The organism is Geobacillus sp. WSUCF1 (assembly GCF_000422025.1).
GTDB classification, from domain to species: domain Bacteria; phylum Bacillota; class Bacilli; order Bacillales; family Anoxybacillaceae; genus Geobacillus; species Geobacillus zalihae.
Genome location: NZ_ATCO01000022.1, coordinates 1 through 25085, shown reverse-complemented (window position 1 = coordinate 25085; position 25085 = coordinate 1). Strand labels below are relative to the sequence as shown.

Sequence of the window (25085 nt, the reverse complement as noted above, 5' to 3'; positions counted from 1 at the left end):
GCAGCCGCGGTCGATTTGCAGCATGGAGTACATTTATTTCGCTCGTCCGGACAGCCATGTCGATGGCATCAACGTCCATACGGCCCGCAAAAATTTAGGAAAACGGCTGGCGCTCGAGGCTCCGGCCGACGCTGACATCGTCACCGGCGTGCCGGACTCAAGCATCTCCGTTGCCATCGGCTATGCTGAGGCGAGCGGCATCCCCTATGAATTAGGGCTCATCAAAAACCGTTATGTTGGCCGGACGTTCATCCAGCCGTCGCAGGCGCTGCGCGAGCAAGGAGTGAAAATGAAGCTGTCGCCGGTGCGGGGGGTTGTGGCCGGCAAACGGGTTGTGATGGTCGACGATTCAATCGTGCGCGGGACGACGAGCCGGCGCATCGTCTCGATGCTCCGCGAAGCGGGAGCGGTCGAAGTGCACGTGCGCATCAGCGCGCCGCCGATCACCCATCCTTGCTTTTACGGCATTGATACGTCGTCAAAGGAAGAATTGATCGCGGCGAATCGCACTGTTGAAGAGATTCGGCGCTTGATTGGCGCTGATTCCCTCGCCTTTATCAGCCAGGAAGGGATGCTTGAGGCCATCGGGCGTCCGGACGTCTCGCCGCAGCGCGGGCAATGTTTGGCGTGTTTTACTGGCCAATATCCGACCCGCCTCGGTCAAGCGGCGCGGCCATGTCTGACGATGAAATGATGGAGGAAGTATAACCGGTGCAGCTGACGAGTGTGGTGGCGCGTTTCCGCGAGAGAAACGCTGCGCAACAAGAGCGTCGCCTGGCGTCCTGAGCGTGATGGGCGGCGAAAAGGAGGAGTTGACGTGGCAAAGGCATACAAACAAGCAGGGGTCGACATCGAGGCTGGTTATCAGGCCGTCGCCCTCATGAAAGAGCACGTGCAAAAAACGATGCGTCCCGAAGTGCTGGGTGGGATCGGCGGGTTTGGCGGCTTGTTTGATCTATCTGCGCTTGGTTACCGCCAGCCGGTGCTTGTCTCCGGCACGGACGGTGTCGGAACGAAGTTGAAACTAGCGTTTTTGCTTGACCGGCATGATACGATCGGCATCGACTGTGTCGCTATGTGTGTCAACGATATTATTGTCCAAGGGGCGGAGCCGCTCTTTTTCCTCGACTATATCGCTTGCGGCAAGGCGGTGCCGGAGAAAATCGCCGCCATCGTCAAAGGGGTGGCCGACGGCTGCGTCGAAGCCGGCTGCGCCTTGATCGGCGGGGAGACCGCGGAAATGCCAGGAATGTATGATGAAGATGAGTATGATTTGGCTGGGTTTGCGGTCGGCGTTGCGGAAAAAGAGCGACTCATAACCGGAGAGACGATTCAAGCGGGCGATGCGCTTGTCGGCCTGCCATCAAGCGGCCTTCACAGCAACGGCTATTCGCTTGTGCGCCGCATCGTGTTTGAACAAGCGAAATTGTCGCTTAATGAGATTTACGAGCCGCTTGATGTTCCGCTCGGCGAGGAGTTATTGAAGCCGACGCGCATTTATGCGAAACTGTTGCGCTCTGTGCGCGAGCGGTTTACGATCAAAGGGATGGCGCATATTACCGGCGGCGGGTTGATCGAAAACATTCCGCGCATGCTGCCGCCAGGAATCGGCGCGCGCATTCAGCTTGGTTCATGGCCGATTTTGCCGATTTTTGACTTGTTGCGCCAAAAAGGCGAGCTTGAGGAAGAAGAGATGTTTTCCGTCTTTAATATGGGCATCGGCCTTGTGCTCGCTGTCAGTCCGGAAACGGCGGCGCCTCTTGTTGAGTGGCTTTCGGAACGAGGCGAACCGGCGTACATCATCGGCGAAGTGGCCGAAGGAGCGGGCGTGTCGTTTGCTGGAGGGGGCCGGGCATGAAGCGGCTGGCGGTGTTCGCCTCAGGAAGCGGCACGAACTTTCAAGCGATCGTCGACGCGGCCAAGCGCGGCGAGGTGCCCGCGGAAGTAGCGCTTTTGGTCTGCGACCGCCCAGGTGCGAAAGTCATTGAACGAGCGGCGCGCGAAAACGTGCCGGCGTTTGTGTTTTCTCCAAAAGACTACCCGTCCAAAGCGGCGTTTGAGAGCGAGATTTTGCGTGAGCTAAAGGAACGCCAAATCGACTGGATTGCGTTGGCCGGCTATATGCGCTTGATCGGGCCGACTTTGCTTTCCGCCTATGAAGGGAAAATCGTCAACATTCATCCGTCGCTGCTGCCGGCGTTTCCGGGCAAGGATGCGATCGGCCAAGCGTATCGGGCTGGCGTTTTGGAAACAGGGGTCACCGTTCATTACGTTGATGAAGGGATGGACACCGGGCCGGTCATCGCCCAGCGCGTTGTTCCGATCGTGCCGGGCGAGCCGATCGAGGCGCTTGAGGCGCGCATCCATCAAGTCGAACACGAGCTGTACCCGACGGTGTTGCGCATGCTGCTAGGGGAAAAGGAACAACAGGAAGAAAGGATCGAGAACGATGGCAGTGAAACGAGCATTGATCAGCGTGTCCAATAAGGAAGGCATCATTCCGTTTGCGAAGCAGCTGGCTGAACTTGGCATTGATATCATTTCGACCGGTGGGACAAAACGAGCGCTTGAAGACGCCGGCGTTCCCGTCATTTCGATTTCCGATGTCACCGGCTTTCCGGAAATTTTGGACGGGCGCGTCAAAACATTGCATCCGGCCATTCACGGCGGCATTTTGGCGGTGCGCAGCGATGAGCGCCACCAAGCAGCGCTTAAAGAGCACGGCATTCGCCCGATCGATTTGGTCGTCGTCAACTTGTATCCGTTCCAACAAACGATCGCCAAACCGGATGTGACGCTCGCCGAGGCGATTGAAAACATCGATATCGGCGGCCCGACGATGGTGCGGGCGGCGGCGAAAAACTATGCTGATGTCGCGATTGTCGTCGATCCAGCCGACTATCCGATAGTGATTGAAGAACTGAAAATGACCGGTTCGATCCAAGCAAAAACGCGGCAACAACTGGCGGCGAAAGCGTTCCGCCATACGGCGGCGTATGACGCGATGATTGCGGAGTATTTGACAAACCTCACCGGAGAGAACTATCCGGAAACGCTCACGGTCACGTATACGAAAAAACAATCATTGCGCTATGGCGAGAATCCGCATCAATCGGCAGCGTTTTATGCCAAGCCGCTCGGTGCGGCGTTCTCGATTGCCAACGCGACACAGCTGCATGGCAAAGAGTTGTCGTACAACAACATTAACGACGCCAATGCGGCGATCAACCTCATTCGCGAATTTCAAGAGCCGGCTGTGGCCGCCATCAAACATATGAACCCGTGCGGCGTCGGCGTCGGCGCGACGCTTCTTGAGGCGTTTACGAAAGCGTATGAAGCGGATCCAGTCTCGATTTTCGGCGGCATTATTGCGGTCAACCGTGAAGTGGACAAAGAAACAGCCGAACGGATGCACGACATCTTTTTGGAAATCGTCATCGCTCCGTCATTCAGCGACGAGGCGCTTGCCATTTTGACGAAAAAGAAAAACATCCGTCTGTTGACGCTTGATTTTACCGCGCCGGACGTCAAGGAAAACATGCTCGTTTCCGTCAATGGCGGCTTGCTCGTCCAAGAGGCCGATACGTTCACGCTTGAAGACGCCGAATGGAATGTCGTAACGAAGCGCGAGCCGACCGAGGCTGAGCGCGAACAGCTTCGGTTTGCTTGGAAGGTTGTCAAACATGTGAAATCGAATGCGATTGTACTGGCCAAAAACGGGATGACGGTCGGCGTTGGCGCCGGGCAAATGAACCGGGTCGGCGCGGCCAAAATTGCGATTGAACAGGCTGGGGAACAGGCGGTTGGCGCCGTGTTGGCGTCCGATGCGTTCTTCCCGATGGACGATACGGTCGAGGCGGCGGCGAAAGCCGGCATTACCGCGATCATTCAGCCGGGCGGCTCGATTCGCGACGCCGACTCGATCCGCAAAGCGGATGAATACGGCATCGCCATGGTCTTCACCGGCGTGCGCCACTTTAAACATTAAGTGTGGCAAAGGAGAGGGAGACGATGAATGTACTGGTCATCGGACGAGGCGGGCGCGAGCACGCCATCGCCTGGAAAGCGGCGCAAAGCCCGCTTGTTGGCAAGCTGTATGTAGCGCCGGGAAACCCGGGCATCGCGGACGTGGCGGAACTGATTCCTATTGATGAGCTCGATATTGAGGCATTGGTGCAGTTTGCGAAACAACAGGCGATCGATTTGACGATCGTCGGGCCGGAAGCGCCGCTTGCTTCCGGCATTGTTGACCGTTTTATGGCCGAGGGGCTTCGCATTTTCGGCCCAAGCCAGAGGGCGGCGCTCATCGAAGGAAGCAAGGCGTTTGCCAAAGAGCTGATGAAGAAATACGGCATCCCAACGGCGGACCATGCGACCTTTACGTCATACGAAGAAGCGAAAGCGTACATTGAACAAAAAGGCGCGCCGATCGTCGTGAAAGCGGACGGATTGGCCGCCGGAAAAGGCGTCACCGTCGCCCAAACGGTGGAAGACGCGCTTGCCGCGGCGAAGGCAGCGCTTGTCGACGGACAATTCGGCACAGCCGGCAGTCAAGTTGTCATTGAGGAGTATTTAGAAGGGGAAGAATTTTCGTTTATGGCGTTCGTTAACGGCGAGAAGGTGTATCCGCTCTCCATCGCCCAAGACCATAAGCGGGCGTATGACGGAGACGAAGGACCGAACACCGGCGGCATGGGAGCCTACTCGCCGGTGCCGCAAATCTCGGCGGAGACGGTGGAAACAGCGCTGGAGACGATCTTGCGTCCGGCCGCCAAAGCGTTAGTGGCTGAAGGCCGGCCGTTTACCGGCGTGCTGTATGCCGGGCTGATCGAAACAGCAACGGGGCCGAAAGTGATCGAATTCAACGCCCGTTTTGGCGACCCAGAGGCACAAGTCGTGCTACCGCGGCTGAAGACCGATTTGGTGGAAGCGGTACTAGCGGTGATGGATGGAAAAGAGTTGGAGCTTGAATGGACGGACGAGGCGGTGCTTGGCGTCGTGCTGGCAGCGAAAGGTTACCCCGGCGCGTACGAGCGCGGGGCCGAAATCCGCGGGTTGGACCGAATTTCCCCTGATGCGTTGTTGTTCCATGCTGGCACCAAACGAGAAGGCGGCGCATGGTACACCAATGGCGGACGCGTTCTCCTGTTAGCGGCCAAAGGGGAGACGCTTGCCGAAGCGAAGGAAAGAGCGTACGAGCAATTGGCCGCGATCGACTGTGACGGTTTATTTTACCGCCGCGATATCGGCCGGCGCGCTATCGAACGCGCCTCCGCCGCATATACACGTATGAAAGGGCGATAATGCCGCCGATTAACGCGGCCAATACGAACGACATATCGGTCATATACTCGAGCAGCAAGGTGGTTCACTCCTTTGTAGTCGAAGGTGTCCCAAGTATGGGACACCTTTTTTGATGATGTTTGGCTAGTCCACAATGCCAAGCCGCGAATCATGTTGCTTTCTTCTCTTTCGTTGACAGTCTGCACTCTTCACGGGCCGCTTCGATACCGAAGCAGCACGCATCACTCACGATGCGAAAAATGTTGCCGAATGACGGTGGGATGGAGGATATTGGAAAAAGCGGTGCGCAACGTCGAACGGATGTCCTCCCTCATGTCGGATTGACGACCGCTTCCTTTTCCTCTTCAAGCAGCTGTCGGCGCTGCATATTGTCAAACAGAGCGGTCATCGGACAAAAACGGGTGATCCCTTCTCCGACTTTCATCGCTCCAAGCAAAGCGGCCCACAAATAGGATGTGCACCAAGGCCGCCGAGCCAGGCGGGCGGTGGCCCAGGCGATGACAGTCAGGCCAACCGTGATGCGAATCAATGCGTTCACAATGCCGATATTCGCCATCGGTCTGTCCCCTCCTTAATATTTTTTATTGTGAAAGTCGCTTTTGTGCGTTAAAATGGTTGTATGGAACGATTAGGAAACAAGGGACGGGGTATCAATGGGCGAACAACGTTACCGATGGAAAGGCAGCGAACTGCGTGCACAAGCAGCGGTGATTGATGGCAAACAATCGCCGACGAAAGTATTGGTGAATGCGACGTATTTGCACTCGTATTTTCGTGAATGGGTAAAAGGAAACATATGGATCCATGGAGATCGCATCGTGTATGCCGGAGAGCGTCTTCCTGATCAGGTCGACGAGGCGTGTGAAATCGTCGACTGCCGTGGATATGTGCTCGTTCCCGGCTACATCGAGCCGCATGTCCATCCATTTCAATTATATAATCCCCATTCATTTGCCCGTTATGCAGCGGCGCACGGAACAACAACACTCCTCAACGATAACTTGTTTTTGCTTTTGCAGCTCGATGATGAAGAAGCGCTTTTCTTTTTACAAGAAATGAATGCGCTTCCAACGTCGATGTATTGGTGGTGCCGATTTGATGGGCAAACGGAGCTCGAGCGCGAAGAGGAACAAGTGTCCAATGCTCGGATCAAGCGCTGGCTTGACCAAGAGGCGGTGCTTCAAGGCGGTGAGTTGACCTCATGGCCAAAAGTGGCGAGCGGCGATGACATCATCTTGTACTGGATGCAAGAAGCGCATCGGCGACGCCGCAAAATTGAAGGGCATTTTCCGGGGGCGTCGGAAAAGACGCTTGTCAAAATGGCGCTCTTTGGCGCAGATGGCGATCATGAGGCAATGACGGGAAAGGAAGTGCGCATGCGCCTTTGGCACGGCTATACCGTCGCGCTTCGGCATTCCTCGATTCGCCCCGATTTGCCGGTGCTGCTTGAAGAGATGAAAGCGCTTGGCATCCGGCATTATGATAAATGCTTGTTGACGACGGATGCTCGCCGCCATCGTTTTATGAGAATGGAGTGATCGATTGGCTGATCCGCATCGCGATCGAGCATGGCGTGCCGGTGATCGATGCCTATGCGATGGCGACGATCAACGCCGCCCGCCACTACGGCATCGAGCATCTTCACGGCAGCATTGCCACCGGCCGCATCGCTCATATCAACTTTTTGCGCTCGGCTCACGATCCGACGCCGGCGCAAGTGCTCGCCAAAGGCGAATGGGTGAAGCGCGATGGAGAAGCGCCGCCTCTCTGGCCAGATCTGGAATGGGGGCAGTTTGGCATTCGGCCGTTATCGTTGCCATGGGAGGTGGACTGGGATGATTTGCAGTTTTCGATGCCGATGGGACTGCGCATGGAAAACGCCGTCATTTTAAAACCGTATTCCGTGTCGATTGATACGTCGCGCGATCGTTTAGGTCATGATCATGATGAATGTTTTTTAGTGCTGCTTGACCGAAACGGGCGCTGGCGCGTCAATACGATGTTGAAAGGTTTTTCATCGGCGCTTGGCGGGCTGGCAAGTTCTTATTCGAACACCGGGGATTTGATTTTGATCGGCAAGCATAAGGAAGATATGATGCTCGCCTTCCGGCGGATGAAGGAGATCGGCGGCGGCATTGTGCTCGCTGAGGACGGAGAGATTTTGTTTGAGCTCTCGCTTCCTTTAGGCGGCATGATGTCCTCCTTAGAGGTGGATGAATTGATCAACGAAGAAAAAACGTTCGTCCGTTTGCTGCGTGAGCGCGGATATCCATTCGAAGACCCGGTGTATTCGCTGCTGTTTTTACAGTCAACCCACCTGCCGTATGTGCGTGTCACGCAACGCGGGATTTATGATGTCATGCACAAAACGGTACTCTTTCCTTCGATAATGCGGTAAAATAAAAAAGAAAAGGTTGTGTGTCCATTGAAACATTGGCTGTTCGCTGTCAGTTGCGCGGTATTGTTGTTAGGCGGCTGCACGACCAAAAGCGAGCCGAAGCACGCCGAACCGGCTCCTCGGCAGGAGCAGCCGTCCAAGCCTCGGGCGGAGGAACAACAAACGTTCCCGCTGACGGGGCTGCCGGCGAAAGGGAACATCCATCAGCGGGTCGTCGGCGTGATGATCAACAACCACCCGAAGGCGCGCCCACAGTCGGGATTAAGCAAGGCGGACATCGTGTATGAGGTGCTCGCCGAGGGCGATATCACCCGTTTGTTGGCGTTGTATCAAAGCGAATTGCCGGAGCGGGTCGGACCGGTGCGAAGCGCGCGTGATTACTATATTGACTTGAGTGAAGGCTACCATGCACTGTATGTATGCCATGGCTGGAGTCCGGAGGCGAAAGCGCGTCTTGAGGGAGGCGGAATCGACTATTTGAACGGATTGTTTTATGACGGCACATTGTTTCAGCGCGTCCCGTTCCGCAAGGCGCCGCACAACTCGTACATTACGTTTGCCAACATTGAAAAAGGGGCGGAACAAAACGGGTATGCTTGGACGGATAACGTTCCCCCGCTATCGTTTCGCACCGATGAGCCGAGCGGCAAGAAGGTCGGGACGGTTCACATCGCCTATTCGCATCGCGCCTATGCCCAGGTCGAATACCAATATGTTTCGGAACAAAAGGGGTATTACCGGTACAGCGGCGGCGAGCAAACGATCGATTATGATACGCATAAGCCGGTTGTCGTGCAAAACGTCATGATCATCGCCGCCCACCATCAAGTGGTTGACAGCCACGGGCGGCGCGACATCGACCTCGTCTCCGGCGGCAAGGGGTACTTGCTGCAGGGCGGCGTCATGCAGCTGATCGAATGGAAAAACGTCGACGGCCGGCTGCTGCCATACCGCGATGGGGCTCCGATCGGATTCGTGCCGGGAAAACGTGATCAATATCGTGCCGGAACTGGCGATCGTCCAGTGGAAATCATAACCGCCTTGTCTGTTGCAAGGCAAAGGGGCGGTGGATTCGCAGATTGGTTGGCTACAACATTTTTCCCGCCAAAACGCAAGGAGGAAGCAGCTATGCAAATTGACAAACTGCGCGGCAGAGAGTTGGATCAACTGTTTAAAGCGATTTTATCGCTGCGCGATTTAGAAGAATGTTACCGTTTTTTTGATGATTTATGCACCGTGAATGAAATCCAGGCGCTCGCCCAGCGGCTTGAGGTCGCCCGCATGCTGCGCGAAGGATATACGTATCACAAAATCGAAACGGAAACCGGAGCGAGCACGGCGACGATTTCGCGCGTCAAGCGCTGCCTCAACTACGGCAATGATGCTTACGCCATGGCGCTCGATCGCATTAAAGAGGAGCAACAGCAAGAAGAGAAAGAAGCCAACGAAGCGGTCACAGACTGACGCGGCAAGGAGATTCCTTCCATTTGCAAAGGAACTCCTTTTCTTTTTGCGGATTTGTTATAATGGAACAATGGAGACGGAGTGGAGGGTTGCCGCTATGGAGGAGATTCGCGCTTGGCGCCATGTGTTTAAACTCGACCCGAATAAACCGATTGATGACGAGCGCCTTGAGCGCCTTTGCGAGTCGGGAACGGATGCCGTCATCGTCGGCGGAACCGACGGGGTGACCATCGACAACGTGCTGGATTTATTGGCTCGCATCCGCCGTTTTTCGGTGCCATGCGCGCTCGAAGTCACCGACGTCGAAGCGCTGACGCCGGGATTTGACGTATATTTGGTTCCGATCGTGTTAAACAGCCGGCAGGCGGAGTGGATCATCGGCCGTCATCATGAGGCGGTGAAACAATACGGCGATGTCATGAACTGGGATGAGATTTTCGCTGAAGGTTACTGCATTTTAAATCCAGCCTGCAAAGCGGCGGAGCTAGCCGAGGCCGACGCGGCGCTCACCGATGATGATGTCGTGGCGTACGCCCGCCTCGCCGCACATTTGTACAGGTTGCCGATTTTTTACCTTGAGTATAGCGGCGTCTATGGCGATCCGTCTTTAGTGGAAAAAGTGAAACAAGTGCTTGATCAGACGCAGCTGTTTTATGGTGGAGGGATCACAACGCCTGAGCAGGCGGAGCATATGGCGCGTTATGCCGATACGGTGGTCGTCGGCAACGCGATTTACGACGAGTTCGAACAGGCGTTGGCGACGGTGGCGGCGGTGAAGCAGATGGCTGGTCAACGCAGCGGCGATGATGGAAAATAGAACATATGGTTTATTGGTGGTGGACATGATGAATTTTTTATCGGAAAAGCTGCTTGCGCATTTAAACAAAGAGCAGCAAGAAGCCGTTAAAACGACAGAAGGCCCATTGCTCATCATGGCGGGAGCGGGCAGCGGAAAAACGCGCGTGCTGACGCACCGGATCGCCTATTTGATGGCGGAAAAACAGGTGGCGCCGTGGAATATTTTAGCCATTACGTTTACGAACAAAGCGGCGCGTGAAATGAAGGAGCGGGTGCAGGCGCTCTTAGGCGGGGCGGCGGAAGACGTGTGGATTTCGACGTTCCATTCGATGTGCGTCCGCATGCTGCGCCGCGACATTGACCGCATCGGCATCAATCGCAATTTTTCCATCCTTGACCCGACGGATCAGCTTTCGGTCATCAAAGCGATTTTGAAAGACAAAAATATCGATCCAAAAAAATTTGAGCCGCGGACGATTTTAGCGACGATCAGCGGGGCGAAAAACGATTTGCTCACGCCCGAGCAATTCGCGAAGCGGGCATCGACGTACTACGAAAAGATCGTCGGCGACGTGTACCAAGAGTATCAACAGCGCCTTCTCCGGAATCATTCGCTCGATTTCGACGATTTGATCATGACGACGATCCACTTGTTTGACCGCGTGCCGGATGTGCTCCACTATTACCAATATAAGTTCCAGTACATCCATATTGATGAGTATCAGGACACGAACCGCGCCCAATATACGCTTGTCAAAAAGCTGGCAGAACGCTTTCAGAACATTTGCGCCGTTGGCGACGCTGACCAGTCGATTTACCGGTGGCGCGGGGCGGACATTCGCAACATTTTATCGTTTGAGCGCGACTACCCGAACGCGAAAGTCATTTTGCTTGAACAAAACTACCGCTCGACGAAACGCATTTTGCAGGCGGCAAATGAAGTCATTGCGCATAACGTCAATCGAAAACCAAAGCGGTTGTGGACGGAAAACCCGGAAGGGAAGCCGATCGTCTATTATGAAGCGATGAACGAAGTGGACGAAGCGCAATTTGTCGCCCGCCGCATTCAAGAGGCGGTTGAGAGCGGGGAGCGCCGCTACCGCGATTTTGCCGTGCTTTATCGGACGAACGCCCAGTCGCGCGTCATCGAGGAAATGTTTTTAAAAGCGAACATTCCGTACCAAATCGTCGGCGGCTTAAAGTTCTATGACCGGAAAGAAATTAAAGACATTCTCGCTTACTTGCGCGTCATCGCCAACCCCGATGACGATTTGAGCTTGCTTCGCATCATCAACGTGCCAAAGCGCGGCATCGGCGCCTCTACGATCGACAAACTTGTCCGCTATGCGGCCGAGCATGAGCTGTCCTTGTTTGAAGCGCTCGGCGAGCTGGAGATGATCGGCTTCAGCACGAAGACGGCCGGGGCGCTCGCCGCGTTTCGCAGACAGCTTGAGCAATGGACGCAGCTGCAAGAATACGTTCCGGTGACGGAACTTGTGGAGGAAGTGCTCGACCAATCGGGCTACCGCGAGATGCTCAAGGCGGAACGGACGATTGAAGCGCAAAGCCGGCTTGAGAACTTGGACGAGTTTTTGTCGGTGACAAAGCATTTTGAAAATGTGAGCGACGATAAATCGCTCATCGCCTTTTTAACCGACTTGGCGCTCATTTCTGATTTGGACGAGCTGAATGGGACAGATCAGGCGGCCGAGGGCGATGCCGTCGTCTTCATGACGCTGCACGCCGCCAAAGGGCTTGAGTTTCCGGTCGTGTTTTTGATTGGCATGGAAGAAGGCATTTTTCCGCATCTTCGTTCACTGGAGAATGAGGATGAAATGGAAGAAGAGCGGCGGCTGGCGTATGTCGGCATCACTCGGGCCGAGGAAGAGCTCGTATTGACGAACGCGCAAATGCGGACGCTGTTTGGCAACATCCAAATGAACCGGCCGTCGCGCTTTTTAGATGAGATTCCCGCGCATTTGCTGGAGACAGTCTCGCGCGGGAAACCGTCTGTTTCCCGTTCAGCGTCCGCTCGCTTGCAGGCAGGCGGCGCCATCGGGGTGTGGAAAGTCGGCGACCGGGCGAACCATCGGAAATGGGGAATCGGTACGGTTGTCAGTGTCCGTGGCGAAGGTGACGACCAAGAACTCGATATCGCCTTCCCGAGCCCGATCGGCATTAAACGTCTGCTCGCTAAATTTGCGCCGATTGAGAAAGTATAGAAAGGAGAACGGGTGAACGTATGGACCGCCAACAAGCCGAACGGCGCGCGGCCGAGCTGCGCGAACTGTTGCACCGCTATGGCTACGAATATTATGTGCTCGACCGGCCGTCCGTCCCGGACGCCGAGTATGACCGGCTCATGCAAGAGTTGATGGCCATCGAGGAACAGTATCCGGAATTGAAAACGAGCGACTCGCCGACCCAGCGCATCGGCGGCCCGCCGCTTGAGGCGTTTCGCAAAGTGACGCATGTTGTTCCCATGATGAGTCTCGCGAACGCGTTTGGCGAAGGCGACTTGCGCGATTTTGACCGCCGCATCCGCCAGGAAGTCGGCGAAGCAGCGTACGTATGCGAGTTGAAAATCGACGGCCTCGCCGTCTCGGTCCGCTATGAAGATGGTTATTTCGTGCAAGGAGCGACGCGCGGCGACGGAACGACGGGCGAGGACATTACAGAAAATTTGAAAACGATCCGCTCGCTGCCTCTCCGCCTGAAAGAACCGGTGTCGCTTGAGGCGCGCGGCGAAGCGTTTATGCCGAAAGCGTCGTTTTTGCGCTTGAATGAGGAGCGAAAAGCCCGCGGCGAGGAGCTGTTTGCCAACCCGCGCAACGCGGCGGCCGGCTCGCTCCGCCAGCTCGACCCGAAAGTGGCGGCGTCGCGCCAGCTCGATTTGTTCGTTTATGGTTTGGCCAATGCTGAAGAGCTTGGCATTGAGTCGCACAGCGAGGCGCTCGACTACTTACAGGCGCTTGGGTTTAAAGTGAATCCCGAGCGGCGGCGCTGCGCCAACATCGATGAGGTGATCGCCTTCGTCAACGAGTGGCACGAAAAACGGCCGCAGCTGCCGTACGAAATCGACGGCATCGTCATTAAAGTCGACTCGTTCGCCCAACAGCGGGAGCTTGGTACGACGGCAAAAAGCCCGCGCTGGGCGATCGCCTACAAATTCCCAGCCGAGGAAGTGGTGACGACGCTCATCGGCATTGAGGTGAACGTCGGCCGCACGGGCGTCGTCACGCCGACCGCGATCTTAGAGCCGGTCCGCGTCGCTGGCACGACCGTGCAGCGCGCCACTCTTCATAATGAAGATTTTATACGGGAAAAAGACATTCGCATCGGCGATGCGGTCATCATTAAAAAAGCGGGCGACATCATCCCGGAAGTGGTCGGCGTCGTCGTCGACCGGCGCGACGGGGATGAAACGCCGTTTGTCATGCCGACGCATTGTCCGGAATGCGAAAGCGAGCTCGTCCGCCTGGATGGAGAAGTGGCGCTCCGTTGCTTAAACCCGAAATGCCCGGCCCAGCTGCGCGAACGGCTCATCCATTTTGCTTCAAGAGCAGCGATGAACATTGAAGGGTTGGGCGAAAAAGTCGTCACCCAACTGTTTAACGCTGGCCTCGTCCACGATGTCGCCGATTTGTACTGCTTGACGAAAGAACAGCTCATCAGTTTGGAACGGATGGGCGAAAAGTCAGCAACCAACTTGCTTGCAGCGATTGAGGCATCGAAGCAAAACTCGCTCGAGCGGTTGCTGTTCGGTCTTGGCATCCGCTATGTTGGAGCGAAGGCGGCCCAACTTTTGGCTGAGCATTTTGAAACGATGGAGCGGCTGGAAAAAGCGACGAAAGAGGAATTGATGGCCGTGCCGGAAATTGGCGAGAAAATGGCGGACTCGATCATCGCCTTCTTTTCCCAGCCAGAAGCGGCCGAGCTGCTCCATGAGCTGCGGCTTTACGGCGTCAACATGGCATACAAAGGGCCGAAGCGGGCGGCTGAAGCGCCTGCTGACTCCGCCTTCGCCGGCAAAACGGTCGTCTTGACCGGCAAACTCGCGTCGATGTCGCGCAATGAGGCAAAAGAAGAGATTGAACGGCTCGGCGGGCGCGTCACCGGCAGCGTCAGCCGCAGCACCGACATCGTCATCGCCGGTGAGGACGCCGGATCGAAGCTGGAGAAAGCCCAGCAGCTTGGCATTGAGATTTGGGACGAATCACGATTTTTGCAAGAGATCAACAGGGGGAAACGATGAAACGAATCTCACCACTTCGCAGTTTGGTTGCCTGCCGTTGGACGAATCGGGCCCGAAAGCGGTTGGCCGCTGTCGGCCTCGCTTCGATTTGTTTGTTGTCTGCGTGTGCGCCGAAGTTTGACAAAGGTGAGGAAGTCGTGCAAGACAAAGGCAGCAAACAGCAAGAAGCCGTCATCCCGAAATACAACATTGCCGACTCGTATTACCGCGTCATCCTTCCGTTCAAACCGTCCGGGGCCCGTGGGGAGGTCGTCAATGATGTAAATACGCGCCTTGATGTCGACGAATTTGAGACGGGGCTCATGCGCTTGGCCACTGAGCAGTTTCCGGCAGATGAGTACTTGTTCCAAGAAGGGCAATATTTAGACAGTGAGACGGTTGGAAAATGGCTCGCTCGCAAGAAGACGGCTCGCCAGCTGAAGGAAGAGAAAATGAAGCCGGAAGACAACATCGGCTTAAACCCACCGATTGGCGACACGGGAACAAACGAACAAAAAAACAAACAAAGCCCGATTTATTTGGCGAGCATTTTGGAACATGATTATTTGGTGAAGATCGACAACGACAAAGTGAAGCTCGGCGGCATCGCTATCGGCCTGGCGTTAAACTCCGTCCACTATTATTCGACCGAGCAAGGCTATCCGCGGGAGGTCAAAATCAAAGACGATGTCATCGAACGGGAAGGAAAGCGGATCGCCGCCGAGGTGCTGAAGCGGCTGCGGAGCATGAAAGGGCTTGGGAACGTGCCGATTACGATCGCCCTGTACAAACAAGCGCCCCGTTCATCTGTTGTTCCAGGCCACTTTTTCGCCGTCGCCCATGTCGATGAAGGAAGCAGCACCATCGATGATTGGGAGGCGGTGAACGAGGAATATTATGTATTCCCGTCTGATGAGGCGGAAGAGAACCATCGTGATGACTGGCTCAAATTCAACAATTTTAAATCAGATGTTGAAGACTTTTTCCCGAACTACACCGGCATCGTCGGCAGAGGGTTGTACGTCAACGACCAGCTTCAGAAGTTAACGATCAACATTACGATGCCGTTTTACGGCAAAGCGGAAGTGATCGGCTTTACCCAATACGTGACCGGTTTGGTGATGGAAAAATTCCCGGACTACATCACCGTCAACGTCTACATCGCCTCGGCCGGCCAGCCGGAAAGCCTCATCGTGCGTCAGGCGAAAGCAGACGAGCCGTTTGTGCATATTTATCAATGACAACGTGCCGCATCCTCTCTGGACGAGCCAGAGGGGATGCGGTTTTTGCGACGTTGCGGTTCGAAAAGGCTGTTGTAAACGGATTCGGTGGCAGCCTGTCGGTGTGATTTGCCGGATGGGGGACAGACTGATAAAATAATGAAGACCTAGATGCGAGTAAAGGTGTGTCGCGATCATGAAAGCCATCTGTGTGTTTTGCGGATCAAGTTATGGACAAAGTGTAAAATACAAGGAAGCGGCGAAAGCGCTCGGAACGTTTCTCGCCCAAAGCGGCACGACGCTTATTTACGGCGGCGGAAAACGCGGCTTGATGGGGGAAATCGCGGAGGCGGCGCTTCGCCATCAAGGGCGTGTGATCGGCATCATTCCGCAGTTTTTAAAAGACAGGGAAGTGGCGCATGACCGGTTGAGCGAGCTGGTGGTCGTCGATACGATGCATACGCGCAAGGCGAAAATGTATGAAGCGGCCGACGGGTTTATCGCCTTGCCAGGCGGGTATGGGACGTATGAAGAGCTGTTTGAAGTGCTCTCATGGTCGCGCGTCGGCCTCCACCAAAAACCGATTGGCCTGCTTAACGTGGAAGGGTTTTTCGATCCTCTTCTTCATTTGCTTCGGCATACAGTCGAAAACGGATTTGCCGCGCCGGAAGATCTCAAGCTGATCGTCAGCGCCGAAGACGTTCCGACGCTGTATGAGCGGATGAGCCTGTTCCGCCATCATCGTAGACAGTGATGACGGGTCTTTTTATGCGATCATGACGGTGCATTTGATCTTTCAAGGCCAATCAAAACGATGGTGCGGGCTGCCAGTGGTTCATCAAGCCTGTGCATTGTTCACTTCATGGGCGACGCGAATGCCGGATTCAATGGCGCCTTGAATCCATCCGTGGTGGGTGGAAGCGTGTTCCCCGGCAAAATGCACCCTCCCTTCGGGAGTGGCGATATACGGCGACAGCTCCGTCACTTGATTCGGCTTCATCATCGTGAAGGCACCGCCGGAGTACGGATAGCGAACCCAGCTATGGCTCGTTCCGGTTTCAAATTCACGGTATACTTGCTCTCCATAGAGGATCGCTAAATTTTTCAGCGTATATTCCAGTCGCTCTTCATCGCCCAAGCTGTCCCAAGGAATGGTGTCATCTTCCCACGTATAGCTCGCCAATACGACACCTGGCCCCGTGGTGCCAATGCCTTGGCTTGGATATTGTGTATACGTAATCGGCAGATCGGAAACCGCTCTGCCCCCAAACATGCCTTCTTTTTCCCAAAACCGCGTTTTAAACTGGATGCCCGTTTTCGTCGAACCGGCATAGTGAAGTTCACGAATGGCTTTCCATTTGTTTTCGGAAAATGAATGGCGGGGTTCGATGTCGACAAACTGCAAAATCGAAAATGGGATGGTGACGATTGCTCGATCGGCGGTGACTTGAAACGGTTGAAGAATTTTGGTGTGCGTGGCGTGGATGGTGACGCCGTTTTCGCGCTGGACGATTTTTTGCACTTTGTGGCTGAAAAGGATATCATCTTTCAGCTGCGGCAAAAAGGCTTTTGGAAGCCGGTCGTTTCCGCCGACGATTTCGTAAAAACGGATGTTCGGGGTAAACAGCACCATCAATTCACGCAACATTTCCAGAAACGACAGTTCCGGCAATCCCCCAAGCGAAAGAACGGCTTTGATCATATCGATGGCGCCGATGGACAACGATAGGCCAAACGGATTGTAACGCAAATAGCGTCCAGCGAATAGCGGTCGAGCCGTTCGATGACAATTGGCCAATGGTTTTCCGGATTTTGTTCAATGAATTGAACGACCGGACGAATGGCCATCTGCAATAACTCGGAAGCGGTTTTTCCCCGTTCGTGGGGGGCGACGGGAAAGCCAAAGAGGCCGGGATGCCGCTCATATTCGCCAAGGCGTGCTTTCACACCGCGGAAATATAAAATGTCGCGCGGGGTGCTGTTGATAAACGGGTGGAGCGGCAAGTTGAATTTTTTGATATATTCCAATGTCAATTGATGGGTGTGCGGGATGCGCATCGCGCCGGCTTCGAGATACTGGTCGTCGCGAAAGTGGGAGCGGAGCGTGTAGATGCGGCCGCCGACCCGCTCGGATGCTTCTAAGATGGTGATGCGATGGCCGGCTTGCTTCAGCAATGACGCTGCGACAAGCCCGGCCATCCCGGCGCCGATGATGACGATATGTTGAGGCGCCGTCGTTTTCTTTAAGCCGTGGCGAATAATCGAGATCATCGTTTCCATTGAGAGTTTTGGAGAAACATACGGGTGGGACACGGTTGGACTCCCCCTTTGCCGTTTTCACCGCGCGAGGATGAAGGTGCGGTTATTCCATCTTATTCCGCGGCAAAGGGGAGTATGTGAGAATAGGAATGCCCGTCACGGCCTGGAAACGATATACGTCGCGCCATCGATTTCGATGGAGCGCTGTTCCTGCACCCCCACAATCCGGCACGAAAACGGGCGCGTTGATGGATGACGTCGGTCAGCCTCATAGAACCGAATCGCAATGCCGCCGACAGCGAGCTTCGCATACGCTCCCGCCTCATCGCGCCCCACATCGGGTTTGGGCAAGTCAAACAGCCGGCGGTAGCCGTTGACTGCCCGCTGGAGATCGAGGGTGTAGATGCTAATTGACGACAGCGAAACAGAGCCAATCGGGTGTCTCATGAGCGGCGCCAGCTCGTTCATCCGCACGTCATCGCCGTCGCCCCATTGGATGAAAAACGGATAGCGAAATGCACCGTCTGTGTCGTCTTCGATAAACAGCATCGACCATGTCAGCCGCTTGCCGTCATCGCGCTCGCGGCTGCCGGGGAGCGGACCGATTGGGGTAAACCCGTTTCGTTTGAGATGTGCCGCCACCGCTTCGATGTTGTTCGTGCGGAAGGCAAATTGGGAGAAGCCGTTTCCTTCTTGGCGGTCGGCGACAAGCTGGGCGATGAGCGGATTTCCGCACGTTCTCGCCGCCTGTCTATCAGCAATGCCGATCCATTCAATGTAGCGCAAATGCTCAAAGTAACATAAGGCGTTGTACGTTCCCCATGACGGATGGCGGCCGCCATGGATGGCTGTAAACCCCCATTGTTCAAACGCCGTTTTCGCTTGCTCGGGTCGTTCGACCAGATGGACGAGATGGTCAAACACGACATGCATGGCGGCGGCCTCCTCCTAGATGGAATCGATCAGCGGAACAGCATTTCTTTGAGCTTGTAAATGATTCGTTCGTTATCGACGGTGCGGTGGGCGATAAAATTCAAATCGAGCTTGATGTCTTCGATTTGGGTGGACAATTGTTCGTAACGGGAATCCATTTTTTGTTCGAGGCGGTCCACCGTTTGTTTCAATGAGGAAAATTCCCGGTGAAGCTGGTGGATGTCAGCAGCGAGAGCTTCCAGTTTGGCGTCTGTTTCGTCTTGGCGGTGGAGGAGAGCAGCCACGATGCCGTTCAATTCCGTTTGCCCAGCGCGAAGCGAATCTTGTTCTTGACGCAGACGCTGTTGTTCCAAACGGATTTCCTGCTGTTCTTTTCGGATTTCTTGCTGTTCTTTTCGGATTTCTTGCTGTTCTCTCCGAATTTCTTGTTGCTCTTTCCGAATTTCTTCTTGTTCCTGGCGAATGGCGATTTGTTCACGCTCGAGCCGCTCTTGGCCTTCTACGAGCTTTTGCAGTGTGCTGTCCATGGCGTTCAGGCGATCAAGCACTTGGGCGAGCAAAGCGTCACTCATCGTCATGATTCCCCCTTTTTTCGTCTGTTATGGCCATTATAGTACATATGTTCGGGGTTGTCAATCAAGAAAATTTGAACATCCATGGCGGACAAACTCCTTCCCATTCCTTGTTTGTCAACGGTTTATTCCATATCGATGCCCAACAATCCTCCCGATTTTTGTCAGCAGCATCCAAAATATGAGATGTTCACATGGAAGCAAATACTTTTGGCAATGAGATGAAGAGCTTTGGAAAAATATGAGGGCAAATCGTTTCATCTTTATAGTGCACTCCCGCTTGGTGAAACTTTTGATCTTGCAAGGCATATTTTTCGACGGTCTCATGAACCGGATCGACAATCCAGTATTCTCTGACACCAGCTTGTTCGTAGTTGTGAAATTTCGTAATGCGGTCGTGTTTGGCGGTAGATGGAGAAAGAACTTCTACGATAAGATCAGGCGCCCCATAAATTCGCTCATCACCAATTTTTTGTTTGTCACAAACAACAATGAAATCGGGAATATACCAATCTTTAATGTCATGAAGAGGAGTATCTTTTGTTGCGAATAAACATACATCGATCGGTGCGACAAATACTTCACACGAGGAATAATGGTGTAGAAAGTCGAAAAACTGTGCTGACAAAGCTGTCACGATACGTTGATGTCTTGGTGTAGGTGAAGGAGTCATAAATAGGACGCCGTCAATTCCCTCATATCGTTTTTCCTCAGGGAAGTTTACGTAATCTGCATATGTCCATGGATGATTTTGATTTGGCAGCGACATGCAATTTCCCTCCTTGTGCTTTCATTTTATCGTATTTCTTTGAATAAAAAAAGGCGTCACGAGCGATTCCTTCCTGTGTCTAAATTAGGAGCGCGTCCTTTTTCTCCCATCAACCGTTTACTCATGCGAGTGACGTCCTATTGTGCGCTGTTCAGGAAAACGAAATATTCCTACATCAAAATTAAATCCTCCCGGTTTCACGCCTGCCTTCGCTATTGGGGGGTGTTATGGAACGTTGTATTCATTTGCATCGCGAATATGTAGATTGATTCTCGCTCAGAACACGCGGCAACTGTTGCTTCATTCGTTGAAAGTTTGGTATCATCATGGTATTGTGATAGGTCGAACTCGTTGGAGGTGAAACCATGTCGCGAATTTCGATTGACCAAGTCAAACACGTCGCCGACCTAGCGCGATTGGCGATTACGGATGAAGAGGCGGAGATGTTTGCGAAACAGCTCGATGCGATCATTACATTTGCCGAGCAGTTGAATGAATTGGATACGGAGAATGTTCCGCCGACTTCGCACGTGCTTGATATGAGAAACGTGATGCGCGAGGATATTCCAGAACCGGGGCTGCCGCGCGAAGAAGTGTTGAAAAACGCGCCGGATCAGCAAGACGGCCAGTTCCGTGTGCCGGCCATTTTAGAGTAAGGAGGGGGATTTATGTCGCTTTTTGACCATTCCGTGCAAGAATTACATACGTTGCTGCAGAAAAAAGAAGTGTCCGTTTCCGATCTCGTCGACGAATCGTACCGCCGCATCGGCGAAGTGGAAGAGAAAGTGCAAGCGTTTTTAACATTAAATGAAGAACAGGCGAGGGCGAAAGCGAAGGAGCTCGATGACCGGCTCGCCAAAGGTGAAGAAACGAACCCGCTGTTCGGCTTGCCGATCGGCATTAAAGACAACATCGTCACAAAAGGATTGCGCACGACATGCGCCAGCAAAATTTTATACAACTTTGACCCGATTTATGACGCGACCGTTATGGAGCGGCTGAACGCTGCGGGCGCCATTACGATCGGGAAGCTGAATATGGACGAGTTCGCCATGGGTTCGTCGACGGAAAACTCTGGCTTTCAGCTGACGCGCAACCCGTGGGACGTAGAGCGCGTTCCGGGCGGCTCGAGCGGCGGTTCGGCGGCGGCGGTGGCGGCCGGCGAAGTGCCGTTTGCTTTAGGTTCTGATACGGGCGGTTCGATCCGCCAGCCGGCGGCGTTTTGCGGGGTTGTTGGCTTGAAGCGACGTACGGACGCGTCTCGCGCTTTGGCCTCGTCGCGTTTGCCTCGTCGCTTGACCAAATCGGCCCGATTACGCGCACGGTCGAAGACAACGCCTACTTATTGCAGGCGATAGCGGGTGTCGATCCGATGGATTCGACATCGGCAAATGTTCCGGTGCCGAACTATGTGGAGGCGTTGACCGGGGACATCAAAGGATTGAAAATCGCCGTGCCGAACGAATATTTAGGGGAAGGCGTCGACGAAGGCGTGCGCCAGTCGGTGCTGGCGGCGCTTGCCGTGCTTGAGAAGCTTGGCGCAACATGGGAAGAAGTGTCGCTGCCGCATTCGAAATATGCGCTCGCGACGTACTATTTGCTCGCTTCGTCCGAGGCATCAGCGAACTTGGCTCGCTTTGACGGCGTCCGCTACGGCTACCGGACGGACAACGCGAAAAACTTGATCGATATGTATAAACTGACGCGAAGCGAAGGGTTTGGGGCGGAGGTCAAGCGCCGCATTATGCTCGGGACGTTCGCGTTAAGCTCGGGCTATTACGATGCGTATTACAAAAAAGCGCAAAAAGTGCGGACATTGATCAAACGAGATTTTGAGAACGTCTTTGAACAATATGACGTCATCATCGGCCCGACGACACCGACACCGGCGTTTAAAATCGGTGAGAAAACGAACGATCCGCTGACGATGTATATGAACGACATTTTAACGATTCCAGTCAACTTGGCAGGCGTGCCGGCCATTTCCGTGCCGTGCGGCTTTGTCGATGGCTTGCCGGTCGGCTTGCAAATCATCGGCAAGCACTTTGATGAAAGCACTGTCTACCGCGTCGCCCACGCTTTTGAACAAGCGACCGACTACCATAAGCAAAAACCGGTGTTGTAAGGGGGGTTAGGTGATGAACTTTGAAACGGTCATCGGACTTGAGGTGCACGTCGAGCTGAAAACGAAATCGAAAATTTTCTCCAGCAGCCCGAACGCGTTCGGCGCGCCCCCGAACACGCAAACGAACGTCATCGACTTAGGGTATCCGGGCGTGCTGCCGGTGTTGAACCGGCAGGCGGTCGAGTTTGCGATGAAAGCGGCGATGGCGTTAAACTGCGAAATCGCGACCGAGACGAAATTCGACCGCAAAAACTACTTTTATCCGGACAACCCGAAAGCGTACCAAATTTCGCAATACGACCAGCCGCTTGGCAAAAACGGCTGGATCGAAATCGAAGTGAACGGGAAAAAGAAAAAAATCGGCATCACCCGCATTCACTTGGAAGAAGACGCCGGCAAGCTGACGCATACGGGCGACGGCTATTCGCTCGTGGATTTTAACCGCCAAGGGACGCCGCTCATCGAGATCGTCTCGGAACCAGACATCCGCTCGCCGGAAGAGGCGTACGCCTACTTGGAAAAATTAAAGGCGATCATCCAATACACGGGCGTCTCCGACTGCAAAATGGAAGAAGGATCGCTCCGCTGCGATGCCAACATTTCGCTCCGCCCGATCGGATCGGACCAATTCGGCACGAAAACGGAGTTGAAAAACTTAAACTCGTTCAACTTCGTCCGCATGGGGCTCGAGTATGAGGCGAAGCGGCAGGAGAAAATTTTGCTTTCAGGCGGCGTCATCCGCCAAGAAACGCGGCGCTTTGACGAAGCGACAAAAACGACCATCCTCATGCGCGTCAAAGAAGGTTCGGAAGACTACCGCTACTTCCCAGAGCCGGACTTGGTGATGCTCTATATTGACGACGAATGGAAAGAGCGCGTCCGCGCCTCGATTCCGGAGCTGCCGGACGCCCGCCGGAAGCGGTATGTCGAAGAGTGGGGCTTGCCGGAATACGACGCCAAAGTGCTGACGCTGACCAAAGAAATGGCGGATTTCTTCGAAGCAACGGTCGCAAACGGCGCCGATCCGAAACTGGCGTCGAACTGGCTCATGGTCGAAGTATCCGGGTACTTAAACGCCGAGCAAAAAGAGCTCCATGACATCGCGTTGACGCCGGAAAGTTTGGCTGGGATGATCAAACTCATCCAAAACGGCACGATTTCGTCGAAAATCGCGAAAAAAGTGTTCAAAGAACTCGTCGAACACGGCGGCGACCCAGAGAAAATCGTCAAAGAAAAAGGGCTCGTGCAAATTTCCGACGAAGGAGCGTTGCGCAAAATTGTGCTCGAAGTGCTTGACGCCAACCCGCAGTCGGTGGAAGACTATAAAAACGGCAAAGACCGCGCGCTCGGCTTCCTTGTCGGCCAAGTGATGAAAGCGACGAAAGGACAAGCGAATCCGCCGCTTGTCAATAAGCTGTTAGTAGAGGAAATTGGAAAACGATAATGAAACAATAGGAGGCCTGCCCACCGGCAGGCTCTGTTTTCAATAAAAATTTTTGCACTATTAAAAAAATACAATTGACAAACGTTGTGATCGAATGATAGATTTTTTATAAGAAAAAACCAATTGATTTAGTAGGATATGAAATCTCGAAGGGTCAAAAAGGGGAGAGGAAACGATGAGCAATAAACAAACCTTCCGCCCGGAGACGCTCGCCATCCACGCCGGGCAAAAACCGGATGCGGAAACGGGCGCGCGGGCGGTGCCGATTTACCAAACAAGCTCGTATGTATTCCGCGACAGCGAGCACGCAGCCAATTTATTTGGCTTGAAAGAGGAAGGATACATTTACACTCGCATTATGAACCCGACGAACGACGTGTTCGAAAAACGGATCGCGGCGCTTGAAGGCGGCATTGGAGCGCTTGCGCTGTCATCGGGGCAGGCGGCGGTGTTTTATTCGATCATCAACATCGCCTCGGCGGGCGATGAAATCGTCTCGTCGTCGTCCATTTACGGCGGAACGTACAACTTGTTCGCCCATACGCTGCGCAAGTTCGGCATTACGGTGAAGTTTGTCGATCCGTCTGACCCGGAAAACTTTGAGAAGGCCATCACCGACAAAACGAAAGCGTTGTTTGCGGAAACGATCGGCAACCCGAAAAACGATGTGCTTGACATTGAAGCGGTCGCCGACATCGCCCATCGCCACGCCATTCCGCTCATCGTCGACAACACGGTGGCCAGCCCCTATTTGTTGCGGCCGATTGAATTCGGCGCCGACATCGTCGTCCACTCAGCGACAAAGTTCATCGGCGGGCACGGCAATTCGATCGGCGGTGTGATTGTCGACAGCGGCAAGTTTGACTGGAAAGGGAGCGGCAAGTTTCCGGAGTTCACCGAGCCAGACCCAAGCTACCACGGGTTGGTGTATGTGGACGCCGTCGGCGAAGCAGCGTACATCACGAAAGCGCGCATCCAGCTCTTGCGCGACTTAGGAGCGGCGCTGTCGCCGTTTAACGCGTTTTTGCTTTTGCAAGGGTTGGAGACGCTCCATTTGCGGATGCAGCGCCATAGCGAAAACGCCCTTGCCGTCGCCAAGTTTTTAGAAGAGGAAGAAGCAGTTGAATCGGTCAACTACCCAGGGCTTCCGAGCCATCCGTCGCATGAACTGGCGAAAAAGTATTTGCCGAATGGGCAGGGCGCGATCGTCACGTTTGAAATCAAAGGCGGCGTCGAAGCTGGCAAAAAACTGATCGACTCGGTCAAGCTGTTCTCCCATTTGGCCAACATCGGCGATTCGAAATCGCTCATCATCCACCCGGCCAGCACGACGCACGAGCAGCTGAGCCCGGACGAACAGCTGTCCGCCGGCGTCACCCCGGGCCTTGTGCGTCTGTCCGTCGGCACGGAAGCGATCGACGACATTTTGGACGACTTGCGCCAAGCCATTCGTCAAAGCCAGACGGTGGGGGTGAAGTAGAAGCAACGAAGCGAGAACCATTTAGAAAATAGAAAGAGCGCCCTAATCGACAAACTAGGGCGCTCTTTTTTCATGGAAAAACAAA

Annotated in this window: 18 protein-coding genes and 4 pseudogenes; 17 read left to right on the top strand and 5 right to left on the bottom strand. The window is 54.3% G+C overall.

Annotated features, from left to right (window positions below; all coding sequences use genetic code 11):
• From I656_RS0114745 to purD, 5 genes are all read left to right on the top strand, one after another.
• The coding region (locus tag I656_RS0114745) for an amidophosphoribosyltransferase (RefSeq protein WP_033004793.1) at positions 1 to 694 on the top strand (694 nt) is incomplete at its 5' end.
• 123 nt (positions 695 to 817) lie between these two features.
• The gene (purM, locus tag I656_RS12770; protein WP_033004790.1) at positions 818 to 1858 is read left to right on the top strand and encodes a phosphoribosylformylglycinamidine cyclo-ligase; all 1041 of its coding nucleotides are present in this window, start codon (positions 818 to 820) and stop codon (positions 1856 to 1858) included.
• Entirely contained in the window at positions 1855 to 2487 is a 633-nt protein-coding gene (gene purN / locus I656_RS12775) for a phosphoribosylglycinamide formyltransferase (RefSeq protein ID WP_013522822.1), read from the top strand. Before purM ends, purN begins: the two co-directional genes overlap by 4 nt.
• Positions 2450 to 3988: a bifunctional phosphoribosylaminoimidazolecarboxamide formyltransferase/IMP cyclohydrolase gene (purH, locus tag I656_RS12780; RefSeq protein WP_015373816.1), complete on the top strand. Its 1539-nt coding sequence runs from the start codon at positions 2450 to 2452 to the stop codon at positions 3986 to 3988. The genes purN and purH overlap by 38 nt, the downstream gene beginning before the upstream one ends.
• Positions 3989 to 4011: 23 nt before the next feature.
• Positions 4012 to 5304 (top strand): phosphoribosylamine--glycine ligase, encoded by a 1293-nt coding sequence (purD, locus tag I656_RS12785; RefSeq protein ID WP_013522824.1) that lies wholly within the window; start codon positions 4012 to 4014, stop codon positions 5302 to 5304.
• 310 nt (positions 5305 to 5614) lie between these two features.
• On the opposite strand, the gene I656_RS12790 is transcribed toward purD, so the two are convergent.
• Positions 5615 to 5860 (bottom strand): DUF2892 domain-containing protein, encoded by a 246-nt coding sequence (locus tag I656_RS12790; protein ID WP_013522825.1) that lies wholly within the window; start codon positions 5858 to 5860, stop codon positions 5615 to 5617.
• 97 nt (positions 5861 to 5957) lie between these two features.
• On the opposite strand from I656_RS12790, the pseudogene I656_RS0114740 reads away from it, so the two are divergent.
• The 8 genes and pseudogenes from I656_RS0114740 (at position 5958) to I656_RS12810 (ending at position 16172) form a co-directional block, all read left to right on the top strand.
• Positions 5958 to 7702 (top strand): annotated as a pseudogene (locus I656_RS0114740) (adenine deaminase C-terminal domain-containing protein).
• Positions 7703 to 7729: 27 nt separating this feature from the next.
• A pseudogene (locus tag I656_RS0114735) lies at positions 7730 to 8738 on the top strand (DUF3048 domain-containing protein).
• Positions 8739 to 8830: 92 nt separating this feature from the next.
• Positions 8831 to 9166, top strand: a complete 336-nt coding sequence (locus I656_RS0114730; protein WP_011229782.1) for a YerC/YecD family TrpR-related protein — start codon at positions 8831 to 8833, stop codon at positions 9164 to 9166.
• A 97-nt stretch (positions 9167 to 9263) separates the two neighbouring features.
• Positions 9264 to 9983, top strand: coding sequence for a heptaprenylglyceryl phosphate synthase (locus I656_RS0114725; RefSeq protein ID WP_033004788.1), 720 nt, complete (start codon positions 9264 to 9266; stop codon positions 9981 to 9983).
• 28 nt (positions 9984 to 10011) lie between these two features.
• Positions 10012 to 12186: a DNA helicase PcrA gene (gene pcrA, locus I656_RS12795; protein ID WP_033004791.1), complete on the top strand. Its 2175-nt coding sequence runs from the start codon at positions 10012 to 10014 to the stop codon at positions 12184 to 12186.
• Between the two features lie 20 nt (positions 12187 to 12206).
• Positions 12207 to 14219, top strand: a complete 2013-nt coding sequence (gene ligA / locus I656_RS12800) for an NAD-dependent DNA ligase LigA (protein ID WP_020753988.1) — start codon at positions 12207 to 12209, stop codon at positions 14217 to 14219.
• Entirely contained in the window at positions 14216 to 15439 is a 1224-nt protein-coding gene (locus tag I656_RS12805; RefSeq protein WP_033004787.1) for a CamS family sex pheromone protein, read from the top strand. Before ligA ends, I656_RS12805 begins: the two co-directional genes overlap by 4 nt.
• Before the next feature lie 175 nt (positions 15440 to 15614).
• Entirely contained in the window at positions 15615 to 16172 is a 558-nt protein-coding gene (locus I656_RS12810; protein ID WP_020753986.1) for a TIGR00730 family Rossman fold protein, read from the top strand.
• A gap of 84 nt (positions 16173 to 16256) precedes the next feature.
• Here I656_RS12810 and I656_RS0114720 read toward each other — a convergent pair.
• From I656_RS0114720 to I656_RS12825, 4 genes and pseudogenes are all read right to left on the bottom strand, one after another.
• Positions 16257 to 17698 (bottom strand): annotated as a pseudogene (locus I656_RS0114720) (flavin monoamine oxidase family protein).
• A 135-nt stretch (positions 17699 to 17833) separates the two neighbouring features.
• Complete coding sequence (locus I656_RS12815) at positions 17834 to 18610, bottom strand: VOC family protein (RefSeq protein ID WP_020753983.1); 777 nt, start codon at positions 18608 to 18610, stop codon at positions 17834 to 17836.
• A 29-nt stretch (positions 18611 to 18639) separates the two neighbouring features.
• On the bottom strand, positions 18640 to 19188 hold the full coding sequence (locus tag I656_RS12820; RefSeq protein ID WP_020753982.1) for a hypothetical protein: 549 nt from the start codon (positions 19186 to 19188) through the stop codon (positions 18640 to 18642).
• 184 nt (positions 19189 to 19372) lie between these two features.
• Positions 19373 to 19951, bottom strand: coding sequence for a Uma2 family endonuclease (locus tag I656_RS12825; RefSeq protein ID WP_020753979.1), 579 nt, complete (start codon positions 19949 to 19951; stop codon positions 19373 to 19375).
• 365 nt (positions 19952 to 20316) lie between these two features.
• Here I656_RS12825 and gatC point away from each other — a divergent pair, with 365 nt between their 5' ends.
• The 4 genes and pseudogenes from gatC (at position 20317) to I656_RS12840 (ending at position 25000) form a co-directional block, all read left to right on the top strand.
• On the top strand, positions 20317 to 20607 hold the full coding sequence (gatC, locus tag I656_RS12830; protein WP_013144149.1) for an Asp-tRNA(Asn)/Glu-tRNA(Gln) amidotransferase subunit GatC: 291 nt from the start codon (positions 20317 to 20319) through the stop codon (positions 20605 to 20607).
• A gap of 12 nt (positions 20608 to 20619) precedes the next feature.
• Positions 20620 to 22076: pseudogene (gatA, locus tag I656_RS0114715) on the top strand (Asp-tRNA(Asn)/Glu-tRNA(Gln) amidotransferase subunit GatA).
• A 13-nt stretch (positions 22077 to 22089) separates the two neighbouring features.
• Positions 22090 to 23520 (top strand): Asp-tRNA(Asn)/Glu-tRNA(Gln) amidotransferase subunit GatB, encoded by a 1431-nt coding sequence (gene gatB, locus I656_RS12835; protein WP_015373829.1) that lies wholly within the window; start codon positions 22090 to 22092, stop codon positions 23518 to 23520.
• A 175-nt stretch (positions 23521 to 23695) separates the two neighbouring features.
• Positions 23696 to 25000 (top strand): homocysteine synthase, encoded by a 1305-nt coding sequence (locus I656_RS12840; protein WP_020753974.1) that lies wholly within the window; start codon positions 23696 to 23698, stop codon positions 24998 to 25000.
• Positions 25001 to 25085: the final 85 nt, after the last annotated feature.